The following is a 19,761-nucleotide window of genomic DNA, read 5'->3' on the forward strand; positions in this document are numbered from 1 at the left end:
CCTACTTATTTTCCCTAATAAATGTAATTACTTCTTCTGCAAATAAATCTGGTTCTGTTGCCATAGGAGAATGGCCAGATTTTTCAAAAATTACTAATTTCTTATTACTAGCTCCCAAGTTATTATAAGAATCTTGAGCATACCTTATTGGTACAACCATATCATATTTTCCCCATAAAACTAAAGAAGGTACCGTAATTTCTTGAAGTCTGTCTTTAAATGTTATGTTTTGAAATAAATCTTCATCTAAGATGGATTGGGTATTAGCCATGTTCCAGAACAAAGTTAAAATGTTGTATTTTAGTATTGTATTTTCATCACTTTCTACATTTTTATTAATAACATTTGTGTCTGCCAACTTTTCTTCTGCTTTAAAAGCTTCAGAATTGAGTTTACGCATATCCTTCATATTATATTCTGGAGCAACATTATTAGTTAATTCTATAAGACTTTCCCAATATTGAGTTGCATTACCAGCATTAATTTGTTCTGCCGCTACCCTTTTAAAATTAGCAATATATTCCAAATACATGGATTTAGGGTTGTGCGAGCCATCAACATCTATCCACCCTAAAAAATCGGTTTGATCTTTCAATAAAGTTGCAGGTCCTAAAGCACCTCCCCAACTATGCCCCATTAAAAAAAACCTAGAATCATTACCATATTTATGTTTAATAACTTTTACTAACGCTAAAACATCTTCGGCCATAATATCTATGTTTATCCCGTTTTCGGAATAACTACCTTGTGCCATTCCTGAACCTCGTTGGTCAAAATAAACTACAGCACATTCTTTTTCAATAGCATCTTTAATAGAATTAGAACGATAACTTAATCCTATACCACCAGGCCCACCATGTAAAATAATAAGAAATAGTTTTTCGGATCCATCACCATGGATATAAGCTGGCATATCTGCCTTTTTATGCCGTACAAATATAGTATCACTTAACTGAGAAATATCCTCGTCATTAGAACAAGAAAAAACGGTACATAGAACAATTAGTGCCCCTATTTTATTAGCGTATTCTTTTATAAATTTCTGCATTATTTTTTATTTTTAAATTTAAATCGGTATCCGTATTGAAGATTAATAGATGGTACGGTGCCTGCATTAAAAGGGGTTCTTAATAATAAATTTACTTTGAAATACCTACCTGTTAATTTTTTACCTAATCTTTGTTTTCCAATTCCTAAGGATATAGATGGTGCATAATAACTTCTGCCTGGCAAGAAAACCTTAGAAACATCATCGCCTTTTACTTCATAGGTTTCTGGTAATATAGAACGGTAGTAGCCCAAAGGGTTAAAATCTACACTAAACTGTTTTCCTTTTTTATTTGTTCTGCGCCATGTTATACCATAATTGGTATAGAAACCGGTATCTGTCTTAGAGGAGAAATTTGTAGTGAATCCTAAATTACCATTAAATAGAAACTGATGGGTATTTGTTTTTTGTCCTCTTCGCTTATTTTTAACTTTCTTTTTTTCTTCTAAAAGATATTCGGCTCCTAAATTTATTCCATTATTCCAGAATATATTTCCAGAATAACCTGCCGTAAATTCTGTCCGATCAAAAAAAGTGTTGCTAGATAAGTCCGAAACGCTACGTACAACTTTTGGTTCTTGGGAAAAACCTACAGTAATACACAGTAATACTAATAAAGGTAACAGAGATAGTTTTAATGTCATATGCCATTGTTTTTTGATGGATGGCACGAAAATATCTTTATAAACGATGCAGCCATGTTAAAGGTTTAATAATTAATACCTAAAAGATTGATAAAAGCACAGCACTTATGTTAAATAATAAATTGTTCTATTGCATAAATGACAAAATAGAAAAACAAAAACTAAAAAATAGTAAATACTAAATTCTCTTAACTTTAATTTAACAACATTTATTGCTAAATTAATAGTATTACTATTAATTTAGCAATTTTAAATTCAGTTATGGAAAAATTACTATTAAATATTAAAATAGAAATACCTAAAGAAATATATTTAAAAGACCCAGAATCGTCCTCATTAGGTAAAAAAATACTAGAACACAGTATTATACTAATTGAAGAAGGTGGTTTTGAAAATTTTAATTTTAAAAAACTTGGAAAACATATAGGATCCAACGAAAGTTCTATTTATAGGTATTTTGATAGTAAACATAAACTTTTGGTGTACCTTACTTCTTGGTATTGGGGATGGATAGAATACCAGTTAGTATTAGAAACCTATAGTATAACAAATACAAAGGATAAGTTAATGAAGGCTATTAGCATACTTACTAGGACTACAAAGCAGGATAATAAATTTAATCATATAAATGAGGTGTTATTAAACCAGATTATAATTAATGAAAACTCAAAATCTTATTTAACTAAAGATGTAGATACTGAAAATAAAGAAGGTTATTTTATGTCTTATAAACGAGTTACACAACGCTTTTCTGATATAATTACTGCATATAATGGGAAATATAAGTATAGTTTAAGTTTATCAAATACAGTCATTGAAGGAGCCTTACATCAACATTATAACAGAATGCATTTTAAATCTATCACCAATTGCAATTCTAAAATAACACCTTCTGAATTTTTCACCGATTTAGTACTAAAAACAATTTCCGTAAATGAATAATACTATTTTATCTCCTTGGCAACGCTTTTTAGGACTATTAAAATTAGAACGAAAAGATATTTTTCAGGTATTTTACTATGCAATATTTGAGGGTATTGTAGCATTATCTTTACCACTAGGAATACAGGCAATTATAAACTTAATTCAAGGTGCACAAATATCTACTTCTTGGATAGTTTTAGTTGTCTTAGTAACTGCTGGTGTTGCATTTTCTGGGATTCTAAAGTTAATGCAAATGCGTATTATAGAAACAATACAACAACGCATTTTTACAAGAGCTTCTTTAGAATTAAGCTACAGGTTCCCAAAAATTAAAATGAGCGAGTTGCGTAATTATTATTTGCCAGAATTAGCAAATCGTTTTTTTGATACACTAACCATACAAAAAGGATTATCTAAAATTTTAATTGATGTTCCATCGGCCTTTTTACAAATTATATTTGCCTTAATTCTGCTTTCATTTTATCATCCCTTTTTTATCGTTTTTGGGTTACTACTTTTACTTTTAATTTATATGGTATTTAAATATACCGTTAAAAAAGGACTAGATACTAGCTTAAAAGAGTCTAAAATAAAATACCAAGTTGCGTATTGGCTACAAGAAATATCTAGAGTAGTAATTAGTTTTAAATTATCTGGTAAAACAAATTTAGCAATGTCTAAAAATGACAATTTGGTTTCACATTACTTAAAATCCAGAGAAAGTCACTTTAAAATACTAATACTACAGTTTATACAAATGATTGGATTTAAAGTATTAGTTACTGCTGGACTTTTATTAATTGGTGGTTTTTTAGTTCTTGATCAACGTATGAATATAGGGCAATTTGTAGCGGCAGAGATAATTATACTTCTGGTTATTAATTCTGTTGAAAAATTAATATTAGGGTTAGAATCTTTTTATGATGTGCTAACTTCTATAGAAAAACTAGGACAAGTTGTAGACAAACCCATAGAATCTCAAAAAGGAGAAATAATTAATACAAACAAAGACTTAACTATAGAGTTTCAAAATGTTAGCTATGCCGTTAAAGAAAGAAACCAACCCATTTTAGAAAACATTTCTTTTACTATAAACCAAGAGGATAGAATATTAATAGAAGGGGAAAGTGGTTCTGGAAAATCTAGCTTATTTCAACTAATTGCAGGAGTGATACTTCCTACTTCAGGATATATTTATATCAACAATTTATCTATAGAAAGCCTATTTATTAGTAAATATAGAGCCATACTAGGTTTGTCTCTTTCTTCTGAAACCCCTTTTGAAGGAACCATAAGAGAAAATATAACTTTTGGAGACACTACAATTACCGATGAAGAAATTTATGAAGCTTTTGATAATTTAGATTTAACCGTCTTTTTAAAACAACAGCCAATGGGGCTTAACACCATCTTAAAACCAGAAGGAAAACAAATAGCATATACTACCGCAAAAAAAATAGTTTTAGCAAGAGCTATTGTTAAAAAACCAAAATTATTAATTCTAGAAGATCCACTGGATCAATTTCATAAAACAGAGGCAGAAAAAATAATTAATTTTATTACTAAAGATTCACATGCTTGGAGTTTAATTGTGGTTAGTAACAATGAAACTTGGAAAGGTAAATGTAATAAGCACATTACGCTCAAAGAAGGTAATATTATAAAAAATAATAGGTAATGTTAAATATATCTAATAACAAAGTTTCTGAATATATAGATTTAAAGAAATTTGAATCTGGCAAAGAAATATTCACAAAGGAATATCATAAAAGATTTAAAATATTTTTACTAGTATTTTCTATTGCTTTAATAATTGTTTTATTCTTACCATGGACACAAAATATAAGTAGTAACGGTTATGTTACTACTATAAAACCTAACCAACGCCCGCAAACTATACAGTCACAAATACCTGGCCGTATTGAAGAATGGTTTGTTCAGGAAGGGAACATTGTTAAAAAAGGAGATACTATTCTTAGGATTTCTGAGGTAAAAAGCGACTATTTTGATGAAAAATTAGCAGAAAGGACGGATAACCAAATTACAGCAAAAAGTTCTTCTGTTGCGGCATATAAAAGTAAAGTTGGAGCATTAAAAAATCAAATTTCTGCTTTAAAACAAGAGAGAGTACTAAAACTTAAACAAGCAAAAAATAAAATAATACAATCAAGATTAAAAGTAAAAACAGACAGCATAGATTTAGTTGCTGCAAGAATAAAAGCAGATATAGCAAAAACACAATTTAACAGAGCTGTTTTACTACAACAAGAAGGATTAAAAGCTGTTAAAGACGTAGAGGAAAAAAGAGCAAAATTACAAGAAGCAGATGCAAAATTAATTTCACAAGAAAATAAATTTTTAAGTGCAAATAATGATGTAATTATCTCAGAACTTTCCATTTCTACTTTAAATGCAATGTATGCAGACAAACTTGCAAAAGCGCAAAGCAATTTATATACAGCACAATCTAGCGGGTATGATACGCAAGTAGAAGTATCTAAACTAGAAACTAACCTTGCTAACTACCAAAAACGTAGTAGTTTACTATTTATAACCGCACCGCAAGACGGTTTAATAAATAAAACTATAAAATCTGGTGTTGGAGAAACGTTTAAAGAAGGAGAGCATTTAGTAAATATTATGCCAACAAACTATGAGTTAGCTGTAGAAATGTATGTTCGTCCAATAGATTTGCCTTTATTGCATTTAGATGAAAAGGTACGCGTGCAGTTTGATGGTTGGCCTGCAATAGTGTTTAGTGGGTGGCCAAATTTATCTTATGGAACCTATGGGGCAAAAGTAATTGCAATTGAAAACAATAGTAGGAACAATGGTATGTACAGAGTATTATTAGCTCCAGATGAGAACGAGGTAATGTGGCCCGAAGACATACGAGTAGGCTCTGGAGCAAAAACAATTGCCCTTTTAGATGATGTACCTATTTGGTTTGAACTTTGGAGGCAGTTAAACAGCTTCCCTCCCAATTTTTATCAGCCTAACCAGGATAACACTAAAAATATTCAAAATAAGGAATAATGCGAAACATATTTACTTTACTAATATTTCTCAATATATCTTTTGTTTTTTCACAAGAGATAAGCTCAATTTTATCTTTAGAAGAATATTTAGGCTATGTAAAAAAATACCATCCAATTGTGAAGCAATCGCAACTTATTACTACGGATAGTGAAGCAAAATTATTAAAAGCTAGAGGTGCTTTTGACCCAAAAATAGAAGTAGATTATAATAGGAAAAAATTTAAAGAAACAGAATATTATGATAAGCTAAATACAACTTTTAAAATACCAACATGGTATGGCATTGAACTAAAAGCAAATTATGAAAATAATGATGGGGTATTTTTAAACCCAGAATTAAATGTCCCAGAAAATGGTCTATATAGTGCTGGATTTTCTATACCATTAGCCAAAAATTTGCTTACTAATAAGCGAATGGCAACATTAAAACAAGCAAAATTCTACAAAAAGCTGGCGCAAGCAAAACAACAATTGGTTGTTAATGATATTTTATATGAAGCTATTACTGTCTACTTTAATTGGCTAAAAAATTATAATGCAAAATTAATCTATGAAGATTACTTGGCGAATGCCAAAATAAGATTTGAAAATGTAAAAAGTAGCTTTATAGCTGGAGACAAGCCAGCAATAGATACTTTGGAAGCAAATATTAATTACAAAAATAGAATTCTAGATCTTGAGAAATCTAAAATTGGATATATTAAATCTAAGCTAGAACTTTCTAATTACTTATGGCTAGAAAATAATTTACCTGTAGAGTTAGAAACTTCTATAAAGCCAGATATAAATACACTCACTACTATTGATGTTGTACTAAGTAGTTCTGTTTTAAACACACAAAGTGATTTTATAAAAAATCACCCAAAAATACAAGAGCTTAACGCAAAAAGAGATATTTTAATTACAGATAAACGACTAAAAAAGAACAACTTATTACCCACAATTAATTTAGAGTATAATTTCTTAACTACAGAATATAATACAACTAACTCATTAAACACCGCAAACTATAAAAGCGGATTACATATAAATTTTCCGCTTTTTTTAAGAAAAGAACGTGCAGATTTAAAATTAGCAAAATTAAAATTAAAAGATACTGAGTATACTATTACTGCTACAGAAGTTACCCTAAAAAATAAAATTGAAAGTTTAAAAAATGAAATTGAATCCTATAATACACAACATACTATTTTGCAGGAACTTGTAGTGAATAATAAAAAATTAGTTACAAGCGAAGAACGAAAGTTTATATTAGGAGAAGGCTCGCTTTTTCTTGTAAATTATAGAGAGGTAAAATTTATTGAAAGTCAACTAAAAAATATAGATACAGAATACCTTTTACTTAAAACAAAATCAAATCTTTTACGAACACTAGGTAACTTATAAATAATCATAAGGTACTGTATATCTAATGTTTATTTAGCCCGAAAATTCTATTCATTGGAAAAATTATGATGCTAAATTTTACACGATAAAACGTGATTTTAATTCATTTCAATTATTTATGCCAAGCTTTATTATTACATTAATTATTGCTGGCTTTGGAGCAATTAACCTTAGAAAATTATAAACGAATAAACTTTACACCCTAACTTACTCAGACTAAAAGCTATATAAAAGCATCATAAAGATTGTGAATATCTTTCTTATTTTGCTTTTATACGCCTACAACGAAACACTATATTTGGCTGCTTTAAAACAAAAATATATGAGTGCAACTTGGTATGAATGTAAGGTAAAATATAGAAAAATTGATGAGGCATCTGGTGTACAAAAGGTTAAAACAGAACCTTTTTTAGTAGATGCTATTTCTTATACTGAAGCGGAAAGTAGAATAACCGAAGAAATGTCCGTTTACTTAATGGACAATGAAGAAATTAAAATTACGAATATTAAGGTGGCAAATTATGCCGAAATACACCCTTTTGAAAATTCCGATAGATGGTTTAAGTCACGTATATCTCTAATAGCATTTGATGAGGAAAGTGGCAAAGAACGCAAAACAAATTTGTACATGTTAATACAAGGAAATGATGTAAAGGAAGCTTACGAAAACACCTTTAGTGTAATGAAAGATTCTATGGGGGAATTTACAATTCCTGCCGTTTCAGAATCTCCTATTATAGATGTTTTCCCTTATTTTTCTGGGGAAGAAAATGAAGCGGAACGTTTAGAAAAATTTACTGCCCTTAAAAACTCTGTCCCTGTTAATTTAAGTATAAATGAGGATTTAGAAATGGCTGATGTTCTTGCCAGTGAGGAAGAATAATTAGTATTGTATTAAGTATTGGCTTAACTAACCACTAAGCCAATACTTAATTCTTATTTCCACTGTAAAAGAGATACTCCTATACCAAAAGTAGTTTGCTTATGATTATAATCTATAACGCTTTCTCCATAGCCATAAAATAATTGTGCATGCATTTCTAAAAAATCAAAAACCCGAACTGCATAATCTACTTTTGCACTACCCTTATTATTATTTCCGCCGCGTAAAGAATGTCTTAATAATAAACTTACATTATGTCTTCCTTTAGCGTAGGCAGATAAAAGCTCTGCGCGTCCTACATAATCTTCTATATTAGGATTATTATCTTCAGTACTTTTCTCTTGAATACGCCACCAGGGACTAAGAACAAAACTCCAAGAGGGGCTCTCCCACCCTATTTGCAAAACAACTCTATTCCAACTTCTAGATAAAGGATTGGACTTACCGTTACTTTGGTGGTTTATACCAATACCTGTATAAACACTTTTAAATCCAAGAAAAGAATACTTTACAGGTACAACAAAAATTACTTCTGGTTCATAGTTAGTTTCTCTAAAGGGCCTGGAAATATCATTGCTATATAGTTGCCATCTAGAAGATTGCGTGTAACCTGCCCATAAGTCTCCGCCTAATTTATTACCCAATAAATTTTTAGCTACTCTTGCTTTAAAACTCAATTGAAATTTAAATTCTGTATTCAAGTAATCATAAGACTGTGTTGCAGAATTTGTTGGGTTTCCGCTAATAGGCTGGTTATTTATGTTTGATGTATAGTTTGCTGCTAAAAAATAAACAGGTTTGTATGGTACTATCTTAAAAAGTTTAGTGGTATCATCTTGTATTTGCCAACGCTGAGAAAGCTTACCACCAGGATCTTGGATTAAGCCTTGCCCAAATGAACAAACAATACCAAAAAATAATAAGAATAGGGAGCAAAATACTTTCATAAAGTCGTTAACCAGATTTGGAAAAACGCAAAAATAATTAAAGTTTTTTTCAAAATCTGGTTAAAGCCACATTATATAGCTTTCTCTGGATATGTATTCCTTTTATCCTATTCGGGTATGTTTATGTTCCAAGAGTATTCTTCTTTAAGATTTTGCAATTCAACAATTTGCCTATCTAAAATATCAGCAAATTCGTTGAATTTTATTTCTCCGTTTTGTTTAGAATTATTTTCTTGGCCTTTAAAAACGGCATCTAATAATTCTTCCTCATCTGAATATATCGCTTTGTCTAAATGTATTTCTTCTACATAATCTAAACTTAATGGTGTTGTAAGTTTTCATAGAAAAGTAGAGGAAATACCTAAATATTTTAATATTTCTTATTTTGTAATTTCTAAAACTTAAGAAAACATATATATTATTAACCAAACAGTCTACTGCTATTGCTTTCTTTTTCTATGCTGTTATTTTTTAAAGTAAAGCACTTGGTTTTAAAAATTATTTATTGACTGTTCTCTTTTAATAAAAGATTCTAGCACATTATAGTTTTATTAAAACTATTTTTTGAGGCTAACTTTTTCCATTGTAAATGATACTTACAATACCTATTTTTGGACTTCATTATGATATGATTATGGTTCTAGACAGAATAAACAATTGGTTTAACTTATCTAAACAATACTTCTTTACATATAGTAACGGTTTTTTTAATCTATCATACTTATCTAACTCTCCTTCTTTAATAGTAGAGAGTTGCTCTAAAATGCCGTTCATGAAACGAGATAGAGAAAAACAAATGCTTCATGCCGATACCCCATTTGTAAAAGGAGAATTTTATTATGTGGAGTTGGAAGAAGGTTTGTGGATTTTTTTGTCTGATATGTATTATAAAAATAATGTATCCTATAAACCTGTTTACGATTCATTTTTACCTGCAGATTATTATTTTATTTCCATAAATAATATAGAAAACAAGCTTAATGATAACACTTATGAAATTAATAATTTTAAAATTGAAAATAACTCAATTTCTTTTTCTAAACCCGCATCGGATTTTATAAACTGCCATTTTAAAAATTCCACTGAAAATATGTATATACTATATTTTAGCGAGGATTGGGCTAATAAAAATATATTAAAATCGTCTACAACATCTACAGCCTTTAAAAATTTATTAAAAGACAATAAAAAGCAATTTTTGAATTATAGTTATAACAATACTGATTTCAAAACATTAATCAATAGGTTAATTTCTAGCTTTAAAGACGCAGGAAGGCCCGATATTTTTGAACTTAAAAAACTGTCTTACGAATATTTTAGTTTGTTTTTTGATTCTTTAGAGAAAGAGGAGAATTACAATTCAAATGAAATAACTCATAAAAACAGAATAATTATTCAAAAGATTGAACATTATCTAATGAATAATTTATATGCAAAATTCCCTGGTATAGATTTTCTTTCTAAGAAATATAAAATTTCTCCTACTAGATTAAAACAGAACTTTAAACTATTATTCGGAACTCCAATTTTTAAATATTTTCAAAAGCATAAAATGGAATTAGCTCTATTATATGTTAAAAAAGAAGATTTAAAAATTAAAGATATTTCTGCCAAGCTTGGTTATGAAAACGTTAGTAAGTTTTCTAAGGCCTTTGAAAGCTGCCATAATAAGCTTCCTTCAGAATTCCGTAAATAACAAATGTCTTATTGGGCTATTTGTGTCCTATCGGGTTATTTTTTTATTTTTTATCCCCATAATTTTGATTCTATAATGGAATTTCTTCTCTCTATTATAGAATCAAAACTATGAAGGATATTAACCAAAACCAAAAGGTATTATTGACTGGTGCTGAGTGCTTTCTCGGGGGAGCTATTGTTAGGAAACTAGCCGCACAAAATGTACCAGTCAAAGTTTTAACAAGAAATTTAGTTGGAAATCATAAGATTCCTAAGAGCAATGGAATTGTCGTTGAAAAAATGTCGGACCAATCTAATCTTTTAGTGAAACATCTAGAAGGTATTAACACAGTTATTTCTACATTAAGTTTAGTGAGAGAAAAAAGAAGGGTTTTTGATATTTGTTCAGACTATCAAGCAAATATTCAGTTACTCCAAGAAATGAAAAAAGCGGGGATAAGAAAGTTTATTTATGTGGAAGCCCCGTATTCCTATCTACATAAGAACCAAAGAATTATAGAAGAAAAAAACTATTTCCTATTAAAATTAAAAGAATCAAAAATTGACTACACCATTATAAGTACCAACGGTACTTTCTGTAACTTTAATAGTTTCTTAATTATGGCTAATAAAGGTAGAATATATCTTTTTGGAAAAGGAAATGAAAAGTTTAATCCGATTGATATAAAAGATTTAGCAGGAGCTTGTATAGATGCTATTACAATTAAACATAACCATTTATGTATAGGCGGACCCGAGATTTTAACAATAAAAGAAATAGCCAATATTGCTTTTGATGCCTATGGTAAACACCCCAAAATAATACATATTCCTTTTTGTTTAAAAAAAATAATTCTTTGGGTTGTACATAAATTCAATACAAAAAACAATTTGCCTTGTTTAAACTATATGGAAAATCAAGTTTTAGGAATAAAATATGGGAATTTGCGTTTATCCTCATTTTTTAAAGAACAAGCTAAGGTCGTATCACCGTTTTCTACTTGAGATATTACTGCTAATTTAAAGCCTAAATTGTAATCGCGTTGACTGCGCTTCTTCTTTGGGTTCTGTGAATACTTCATAAATAAGTTGAATTTGTGCTAACTTATTTTAGGACAAGACAGGTATAAAATCAAAAAAAAAACCCATCATTGTTGATGGGCTTTTTAAAACTTGGAGTTTATATATCTTAGATAACTTTTACGTTTACTGCATTTAAACCTTTGTTTCCTTCTTTCAATTCAAACTCAACTTGATCGCCTTCACGAATTTCGTCAACTAATCCAGAAATGTGTACAAAGTGGTCTTTTTCAACTCCTTCTTCAGTGATAAATCCAAATCCTTTTGCGTCATTGAAAAATTTTACTGTTCCTTTACTCATTGTAATGTAATTAAATTTATAATACTTATTAATTTGCAAAGATGGTGCCATTTTTTTAACACACCATATTAATTAACTTATTTTCAGCATAATATATACTATTTTCGAAAATAAATAGCCTAAACAGCTTATAATAATACAGTTATGCGAACTTTTTTCTTTTTTAAACGACTATTATTTAATTTTTCTACTAAAGCATCTGCTATAGTATCTGGTACGGCAACAAAAGCACAGTCTTGTTTTAACTCTATTACTCCTAATTGTTCTTTAGTAATATTACCTTGCTTAAAAAATAACCCAGCTATATCTCCTTTAGATATTTTATCTTTTCGTCCTCCAGAAATAAATAAAGTTTGCCAAAAAGGAGCTTCTCTTTTTTCTTGAAAAACAATGTTAGCTTCATCTACATTGCTAATAAAACCAGGCAAACTCTGTTTTTTCCATTGTAAAATATATGCTGTACCTTTCTCATTTACTCTGGCTGTTCTTCCATTTCTATGAGTAAATTCTTCTAAATGTAGAGGAAGTTCATAATGAATAATAAACTTTAGTTCTGGTATATCTATTCCCCTCGCCGCTAAATCTGTAGCAAGTAATATTTGACTTGTACCATTTCTAAATTTTATTAACGCTCTTTCTCTTTCTTTTTGTTCTATTCCACCATAAAAACATGTGTGAGAAATATTATTTTTTTCTAGAAAAGAACTAACACCGGCAATACTATCTTTTAAATTACAAAAAATAATTCCTGGCTTATTCCCTACATGTAGAAGTATGTTTAATAATGCATCTAATTTATCTTTAATTGGTGAAAGAACCTTTTTAATCTGCAACTGCGAATTCTTCTTCTTATCTAAGTAGTTTATAATTTTAGGCTGCTCTAATTTTACAAAATTTGGAATTTTAACTCCCTGTGTAGCAGATGTTAGTATACGTCTATCTAAACTTGGAAGTTTTTCTAAAATAGAGCTCATTTCATCTTCAAATCCTATTTCCAAAGACTTATCAAATTCATCTAAAATTAAAGTTTTTATACTTTCTGTAGAAAAGCGTTCACTATCTATATGATCTAATATTCTGCCCGGTGTTCCTATTAAAATAGCTGGTTTATGCTTTATTTCTAATTTATCTTTAGACATGGGTCTACCACCATACACAGCATTTACTTTAAAACCAGTTCCCATGTTACGAGTTACCTGCTCTATTTGTATTGCTAATTCTCTAGTAGGCACAATAATTAAAGCTTGTATTTCTGTAGTATCTGGATCTAAAACATTAATTAATGGTAATAAAAAAGCTAAAGTTTTCCCTGTTCCTGTAGGAGAAAGTAGTATTGTATTCTTAGTAGATGTTATAGTAATAATAGCGTCTTCTTGCATTGGGTACAACGCCTTAATCTGCAATTTATTAAGAATATCTTGTTGCGCTTTTATTGGGTTTGCCATTAAACTATTATTTTTTATTCTTTATAGGAGTATCTAACTTTGTAACTATACTATTTGTTTGCTCTAAATGATTGGCTAATATTTTTTCTACTAGTTCTTCTTTTGTTAAGTGATGAAAAATAGTTTTAATTTTCTCTTTAAAATCTTCTGAAATCTCTCTATTAGGTTTTGTTTTGAATATTTTCTTTGCCCATAATAAACTATTATTTTCTTCTATACTTTGGGAGTTCGCCTTTTTAGATTTATGAAAACTAATTCCTAATTCTTTTTCAAAATCTGCAATTTCTATTTCCTCTTCTTGTTGTAAAATAGTAAGAGAAAGTCCTTTTGCTCCTGCCCTAGCTGTACGTCCGCTTCTATGCACATAAGCGTCATATGTATCTGGTAAATGATAATTTATAACATAAGCTATTTCTTTAACATCTAATCCACGAGCAGCTAAGTCTGTAGCAACCAAAATATTAATATGTCCTTCTCTAAATTGCCCCATAACACGGTCTCTTATCCCCTGGGTTAAGCTACCATGAAGCGATCCCGAAGAAAATTTGTTAATGGCTAGCTTTTTTGCAAGTTTATTAACCGCAGCTTTAGTTTTGCAAAAAATAATCCCCCTTTGTCCTTCTCTAGAACTTAAAAAATGAAGAAGTACCTCTAATTTTTCTATTGGCTCTACAACTATATATTGGTGGTCTATACCTTGGTGACCAACAGTGTCCATATCTACCTCTACTTGTGTTACGTGTTTAGATAAATAATTCTGTATTAATTGCTTAATAGTACCTGGCATAGTTGCTGTAAACAAAAGTGTTCTTTTTGTTTCAGGAATTTCATGTACAATTGGATCTAGGTCGGTTTTTAAATTACGTACCATTTCATCGGCTTCATCTAAAACTAAATAGTTTACATCTTTTAGATGTATAGATTTTCTATTTATTAAATCTACCAAACGCCCTGGAGTAGCCACTACAATATGTGTAGCGCTTTCTAATCTCTCTATTTGGGGTTTTATTGGTATTCCTCCACAGATAGACGCTATAGAGATAGAAGAATTATTAGATGCATATGAAATAAGGTTAGTATAAATTTGATGTCCCAATTCTCTTGTAGGTGCTAAGATTACCACTTGTATTTGTGGATTTGCAACCTCTACTAATTGTAATAAAGGAACCCCAAATGCTACAGTTTTTCCAGTTCCAGTTTTTGCCAAAGCAACAATATCTTTCTTGGCATTTAATATTAGTGGAATTATCTTTTTCTGTATTTCTGTAGGTTTAGAAATGTTTAATTCTTCTAAACGCTGTTGAAATTCTTCTTTAATTCCTAAATCTGAAAATTGTTTTACCATAACCTTTACTTTTTACAACTACCCTACTAAAGCTCCTTTAGATTTTCTATATGTATATTTTGGATAAATACTACGTCTTGCAAAACGATTAAGATTAGATGCATTCATCATTTTAATGTAAACAGCTTTTGTTACTCCAAAATACTCATAGGTTGTATCATCTGTAAAAGTAATTTCTAACAATAACCCTTTATGCTGATAATCTGCTATTGCTCCTTTTGTAATAGTTTCGGTATATGCTTCTAGATTTTTCTCTTTAGTTTCAGGAGCCATACTAACTAAAAAATGATACCCATCAATAATTCTACGGCTTTGTACTTCAGCTTCTTGTTGCTTAATATCTCCGTCTTGAAATTTATCAGGATGCCACTCTTTTACTAAATTCCGGTAACTTTTTTTTAGTAGTTTAAGATCTATCTCTTTTTCTACACCAAATAATTTTTTATACTCATTTATGCGTTTCATAATAACAGGCTAAATTAAGCCGCGAAACTACCTCTTTTTAATTGATTTACATTTAAAAATTCTAAACTAAAAAAGTAATTAGTTTTTATACGTTATTCTTCCACTTCTTAGAAAATAAACTAATTTAATTGAGGGTCAAAAGCACTAAAATATGTTCCTTAACTAGTACTAAAGAATAATTTTCATATTCTAAATTTGAAAAAATTGTAAGTCCTTTTAAATTATTTAAGACACCCTCGTAAGTATACTTATAAGCGTCGTATCCATTTTTTTAAGCATAATTAACTCTATAGATTTTTTAAACTTAGGAAGAGAAAATAAAAACTAATATTATTTTCATTCTACAAATTTAAATGAATTGATATTAATAGTATAAATCCTCTTATTCATTAGATAACATTACACTTGTAATTTTAATCAATTCTTCAATCTTTGTAATATTGTAAGCATCTTGTTGTGCATTGGCATATCCTCCTTTATCATTATCAAAATAGGAGGCTGTTTTTGCCTTATCTGTCATACTTAACTCATATAATATATCTACACCTTTTTCTGCAGGTGACCAATGCTGCCCATATGCTTCTTTTGCCATTTTAGTATTTAATAAAGAACCTGGATTTACTGCTACAACTAAAATGCTTGGTTCTTCTTCTGCTAAGAAAAAGCTCCACATAGTTAGCGCTAATTTACTTTGCGCATAAGCTTCATTAGCTCCCAAACTATCATTTCCTTGCAAAGCTGTAAGGGATACTGGTGCTTGCGCAGCAGAACTAAGATTTACTATACGTGGAGAATCCGATTTTTTTAATAAGGATAATATAGCATTTGTAAATTGATAGGGGGCTAAATAATTTACTACTAAACGAATATCTACGCCAGAAGTTGTTGTCGTAACTTTGCTATTAAAAATACCTGCGTTATTCACTAAGACATCGATCTTTGGCATTTTACTAATAACTTCTTGAGCCATTAGTGTAACCTCATTTAAATTTGAAAAATCTCCAAGAAAGCCAATAATATTCTCGTTTTTAGATGCTGCCTTTATTTCCTCTAAGGTAGAAGCTAATTTAGTTTCACTTCTACCATGAATTGCTACGGAATGACCTTCTTTTGCCAAACGCAACGCTAATAGCTTTCCAATTCCGTCTGTACTACCTGTAATTAATATGTGTTTCATTTTTTTTAATTTATATATCTTAATTGAAATAATTTTGATTTTTTTCTAATCATTATTAAATATGTAAAATAATGGTTATTAATACGATACTTACATTTGTGTATTTTCGTATTCTGGTAACGGGCCAGGGATTTCGTTAATATCTTCCCCAATCATTTCTCTAATATCTATTTCTATTCCTCTTGAAATTGTTGTAATAGGAACATCATTACCCATACCTTCAAAAGGATTTTCAGAGGTGTCTCCTACCCGCTCCATGGCAAAAAATATCCACATTATAATTATGCAAAAAGGTATAGAAAGCCAAACAAAATTGTCTCCTACAACTTCATACATGAAATTATGATTTCCAGAAGCCAGCAAGGATGCTCCAGTCAAATCGAACTCACGAATGAGTCCAAAAGGTAATATAATAATGAATATCCAAACAAAAAACGAGTTCAAGGTCGCAAACTGCCTTGGATAAGGAAAATTTTTAATACGCTCTGCTTTTCCTTGAAGCGTAAACAATTCGCCAATCACTTTCTGAAACTCCATATGACGGAAATTATCAACCAGCCATTCCGCATTTAATTGCCGAATATGTTTTGATTGTAAATTAAGTACTGCCGTTTGTCTATTTGTTTTTCCTAAAACATAATCTTTTTCATCCTCAGATAAATATCCTACTAGTTCTTCCGTTAAGGAATGTTCAAACTCCATAACCTTAATAGATTTCATATGTTCACGGTCAGAGGAGTTACTTGCTGCTGTTTCCCAGGATTTTTTTTGTCTAAGTGCATGTCTTAAAGATGTCATCCAAGCCACATGTCTTAAAACAATTGCTTTTCTAACTTTAAATAGCTCTTCATCTGGTTTTTCATTAATTGCAAATTCATTGGTGATAAAATCATTTACCATTGTCGCAAAAAGTCTGGATGCATTTACAATACCACCATATATTTTTCTTGCTTCCCACTGTCTGTCGTAAGAAGCATTATTTTTAAAACCAGTAATAAAAGCAAGTGCTGTACCAATAAGACCAATAGGCTGCCAAGGTAACGTTAACCAAGTAAAACCAAGTACTTCGTACAAAACTACTGGAATCAAAGAGATAAAAAAGAACATATAAATATACCTTCTTGTCCATCTAAAAACTATTATAATAGGATATTTTGGTTTCGTATACATAAAGTGATGATTTGTTAACTTCTTAATAAAATATTTAATTATGTCACAAAGTTAAACCTAAAGAGTAGTAATCTTTTGGTAGTAAAAATGGCTTTTTAGGTAATTTTAAAGGTTTAGCAGATTTAAAAAAAATGCCCCAAAAATGGGGCATTTTATAAAACAAAATATATCAATCAACATCTATGAATTAGCCTTCCATATACTTGTATTGTTCTAATTTAGTTCTCAACTACAACTTTTCCAATTGCTGTACCACTTGCTAAGTGGGCATAAGCATCTTCTACTTGTTCTAATGAAAATTGATTTTCATCTACAATTGGAGTTAAATATCCCTTATTAGAAATCTCAGCTAAACGTTTTAAAATTTCTCCATGTTGTTCTCTTTTGTAGTTATGCAACATTGGAATTAACATAAATACCACATGTAAGGATGCGCCTTTAAAATGTAAGGGTGTTAAATCAATTTCTAATAAGGAAACTGTGGTAGAGATGTGTCCATTTAAGGCTACTGCTTCCATAGAATTGGTTAGGTTTGCCCCTCCAACAGTATCAAAAACCACATCAAAACCACCATCAGTGTATTTTGCCGTATAATCTGCTACAGATTCTGTAGTATAATCAATAAAGGTAGCTCCAAACTTTTCTACAATTGCTTTTTGCTTGTCTCCAGTACCCGTAGCAAAAACTTCTGCTCCAAAATATTTTGCCAATTGTACTGCTAAATGACCCACACCACCAGAACCACCATGGATTAATACTTTTTGCCCTGTTTTTACGCCTGCTCTTGTTAATCCTTCATACGCTGTAATACCTACTAATGGTAATGCAGCTGTTTCGCGCATAGTCAACTCTTTTGGTTTGTGACCAATTAAATTACTATCTGCAAGAATAAAATCTGTTAAGGTACCTGGTAATTCCCCAAGTCCGCCTGCACAACCATAAACTTCATCTCCTACTGCAAACCCTACTACGCCTTCTCCCGCAGCTTCCACTGTTCCAGAAAAATCCATACCTAATAAGGCAGGAGCAGCTGGTGATAATGGTAAATCTGCCCCCATGTTTTTAATCATCATGTCAATCGTATTGACGCTAGATGCCGCTATTTTTACTAATACATGATTTGCTTTCACTTCTGGATTAGCTATTTCTGTTACTTCAAAATTTGCATTTTCTCCATACGCTTTAATTATCATTGCTTTCATAAACTTTCTTCGTTTTAACTTTTAAAATTCTTATTTTATATTAATTTACTTCTTGAATGTCCATTACCATTTGCTCCCAATTCTTTTGGTTATTATGATCAAACTGAGCACCATTATCATCTGCAAATTGAAAACGCTTTACTGCAGGAGTTTTACTTGTTGCCTGGAATAGGTGATATGCTTCTTCTTTTAAAGCTTCTTTAATTGGTAAATCTATAGATGCGTACACTGCACGTTTACATGCTGCAATAGAATCTGCTGGGAACTTTGCAATACGTTCTGCCAAGGCATCTACATAAGCACCAATTTTATCTGCATCTAAAGCTTTATTTATAGTCCCAAATTTTTCAGCTTCATCAGCATCCCAATCTCTAGCACCTAAAATAATTTCCAATGCTTTACCTAAACCTGCTTGTCTAGCCATACGTGAAGCTCCTCCGCCGCATGGTAAAATGCCCATACCTACTTCCATCTGCATAAATTTGGCTTTTCCTCTAGCTGCAAAACGCATATCTAATGCCAATGCCATTTCATGGCCGCCACCTCTTGCAAATCCTTCAATTTTTGCAATTGTTGCTTGTGGCACATTGCTTAATCTCTCCAAGACAGACTGCAAGTCTAATAATTGAATTTCGTTTCTTGGAACTGCTTCTGTAGATAAATCTTTTAATAAATCCGTATCGTAATGACACACCCAATATCCAGGATTTGAAGATTCAAAGACAACTACCTTTACACTTCTGTCACGTTCTAATCGCAAGCAAAGACTACTTAAATCTGCTAGCATTTCTTGTCCCTGTACATTTACAGGACCAAAATTGATATCTACTGTTAAAATTGCTCCTTTTTGTTCTGCCGTAAATGTTTGAAAGTTCTTGTAATTCATAATGTATGTTTTAATTGTTTAATTGTTCTGTATTAAATACAATACAAAGGTATTGGGGACATACACTTTGAAATGGGTAAAAAACAAAGGGCTTTTAGTAAAAAAAGAGGTAAATGGTATTTTTTTAGTAGAGATGAAATAAA

At 30.4% G+C, this 19,761-nt stretch carries 18 protein-coding genes; 7 read left to right on the forward strand and 11 right to left on the reverse strand.

What is annotated here, in order from left to right; genetic code table 11:
* Position 1: 1 nt before the first annotated feature.
* Together Q0820_RS05645 and Q0820_RS05650 are read right to left on the reverse strand one after the other, a co-directional pair.
* Complete coding sequence (locus Q0820_RS05645) at positions 2 to 1,048, reverse strand: alpha/beta hydrolase (protein WP_298485934.1); 1,047 nt, start codon at positions 1,046 to 1,048, stop codon at positions 2 to 4.
* On the reverse strand, positions 1,048 to 1,692 hold the full coding sequence (locus Q0820_RS05650; RefSeq protein ID WP_298485936.1) for a hypothetical protein: 645 nt from the start codon (positions 1,690 to 1,692) through the stop codon (positions 1,048 to 1,050). The genes Q0820_RS05645 and Q0820_RS05650 overlap by 1 nt, the downstream gene beginning before the upstream one ends.
* A gap of 261 nt (positions 1,693 to 1,953) precedes the next feature.
* On the opposite strand from Q0820_RS05650, the gene Q0820_RS05655 reads away from it, so the two are divergent.
* The 5 genes from Q0820_RS05655 (at position 1,954) to Q0820_RS05675 (ending at position 7,923) form a co-directional block, all read left to right on the forward strand.
* Positions 1,954 to 2,634: a helix-turn-helix domain-containing protein gene (locus Q0820_RS05655; RefSeq protein WP_298485938.1), complete on the forward strand. Its 681-nt coding sequence runs from the start codon at positions 1,954 to 1,956 to the stop codon at positions 2,632 to 2,634.
* Positions 2,627 to 4,294 (forward strand): ATP-binding cassette domain-containing protein, encoded by a 1,668-nt coding sequence (locus tag Q0820_RS05660; protein ID WP_298485940.1) that lies wholly within the window; start codon positions 2,627 to 2,629, stop codon positions 4,292 to 4,294. The genes Q0820_RS05655 and Q0820_RS05660 overlap by 8 nt, the downstream gene beginning before the upstream one ends.
* Positions 4,294 to 5,652 carry a biotin/lipoyl-binding protein gene (locus Q0820_RS05665; protein WP_298485942.1) on the forward strand — a complete coding sequence of 453 codons (1,359 nt, stop codon included), beginning with the start codon at positions 4,294 to 4,296 and terminating at the stop codon, positions 5,650 to 5,652. Before Q0820_RS05660 ends, Q0820_RS05665 begins: the two co-directional genes overlap by 1 nt.
* Positions 5,652 to 7,040 carry a TolC family protein gene (locus tag Q0820_RS05670; protein WP_298485944.1) on the forward strand — a complete coding sequence of 463 codons (1,389 nt, stop codon included), beginning with the start codon at positions 5,652 to 5,654 and terminating at the stop codon, positions 7,038 to 7,040. The genes Q0820_RS05665 and Q0820_RS05670 overlap by 1 nt, the downstream gene beginning before the upstream one ends.
* A gap of 322 nt (positions 7,041 to 7,362) precedes the next feature.
* Positions 7,363 to 7,923, forward strand: coding sequence for a DUF4494 domain-containing protein (locus Q0820_RS05675; RefSeq protein WP_298485946.1), 561 nt, complete (start codon positions 7,363 to 7,365; stop codon positions 7,921 to 7,923).
* A 53-nt stretch (positions 7,924 to 7,976) separates the two neighbouring features.
* Here Q0820_RS05675 and Q0820_RS05680 read toward each other — a convergent pair whose 3' ends face one another.
* A complete protein-coding gene (locus Q0820_RS05680) occupies positions 7,977 to 8,870 on the reverse strand; it encodes a phospholipase A (RefSeq protein ID WP_298485947.1) in 894 nt (297 codons plus the stop codon).
* A 589-nt stretch (positions 8,871 to 9,459) separates the two neighbouring features.
* Between Q0820_RS05680 and Q0820_RS05685 the strand changes: the two genes are divergently transcribed.
* On the forward strand, positions 9,460 to 10,566 hold the full coding sequence (locus tag Q0820_RS05685; RefSeq protein WP_298485948.1) for an AraC family transcriptional regulator: 1,107 nt from the start codon (positions 9,460 to 9,462) through the stop codon (positions 10,564 to 10,566).
* Between the two features lie 110 nt (positions 10,567 to 10,676).
* The gene (locus Q0820_RS05690; protein WP_298485949.1) at positions 10,677 to 11,552 is read left to right on the forward strand and encodes an NAD(P)H-binding protein; all 876 of its coding nucleotides are present in this window, start codon (positions 10,677 to 10,679) and stop codon (positions 11,550 to 11,552) included.
* A 184-nt stretch (positions 11,553 to 11,736) separates the two neighbouring features.
* Here Q0820_RS05690 and Q0820_RS05695 read toward each other — a convergent pair whose 3' ends face one another.
* The 8 genes from Q0820_RS05695 to Q0820_RS05730 form a co-directional block, all read right to left on the reverse strand.
* Positions 11,737 to 11,928, reverse strand: coding sequence for a cold-shock protein (locus tag Q0820_RS05695; RefSeq protein WP_298486700.1), 192 nt, complete (start codon positions 11,926 to 11,928; stop codon positions 11,737 to 11,739).
* Between the two features lie 128 nt (positions 11,929 to 12,056).
* Positions 12,057 to 13,373: a DEAD/DEAH box helicase gene (locus Q0820_RS05700; protein ID WP_298485951.1), complete on the reverse strand. Its 1,317-nt coding sequence runs from the start codon at positions 13,371 to 13,373 to the stop codon at positions 12,057 to 12,059.
* A 7-nt stretch (positions 13,374 to 13,380) separates the two neighbouring features.
* Positions 13,381 to 14,718: a DEAD/DEAH box helicase gene (locus Q0820_RS05705; RefSeq protein ID WP_298485953.1), complete on the reverse strand. Its 1,338-nt coding sequence runs from the start codon at positions 14,716 to 14,718 to the stop codon at positions 13,381 to 13,383.
* 18 nt (positions 14,719 to 14,736) lie between these two features.
* Positions 14,737 to 15,183 (reverse strand): KTSC domain-containing protein, encoded by a 447-nt coding sequence (locus tag Q0820_RS05710; protein ID WP_298485956.1) that lies wholly within the window; start codon positions 15,181 to 15,183, stop codon positions 14,737 to 14,739.
* A 382-nt stretch (positions 15,184 to 15,565) separates the two neighbouring features.
* Positions 15,566 to 16,360 carry an SDR family NAD(P)-dependent oxidoreductase gene (locus Q0820_RS05715; RefSeq protein ID WP_298485958.1) on the reverse strand — a complete coding sequence of 265 codons (795 nt, stop codon included), beginning with the start codon at positions 16,358 to 16,360 and terminating at the stop codon, positions 15,566 to 15,568.
* Positions 16,361 to 16,450: 90 nt separating this feature from the next.
* Positions 16,451 to 17,530, reverse strand: a complete 1,080-nt coding sequence (locus Q0820_RS05720; RefSeq protein WP_298485960.1) for a bestrophin family protein — start codon at positions 17,528 to 17,530, stop codon at positions 16,451 to 16,453.
* A 218-nt stretch (positions 17,531 to 17,748) separates the two neighbouring features.
* Positions 17,749 to 18,732 (reverse strand): zinc-dependent alcohol dehydrogenase family protein, encoded by a 984-nt coding sequence (locus tag Q0820_RS05725; protein WP_298485963.1) that lies wholly within the window; start codon positions 18,730 to 18,732, stop codon positions 17,749 to 17,751.
* A gap of 40 nt (positions 18,733 to 18,772) precedes the next feature.
* A complete protein-coding gene (locus Q0820_RS05730) occupies positions 18,773 to 19,618 on the reverse strand; it encodes an enoyl-CoA hydratase/isomerase family protein (RefSeq protein ID WP_298485965.1) in 846 nt (281 codons plus the stop codon).
* Positions 19,619 to 19,761 lie beyond the last annotated feature (143 nt).

It is taken from the genome of uncultured Maribacter sp., from assembly GCF_947495965.1.
In the GTDB taxonomy this organism is placed as follows: Bacteria; Bacteroidota; Bacteroidia; order Flavobacteriales; family Flavobacteriaceae; genus Maribacter_B.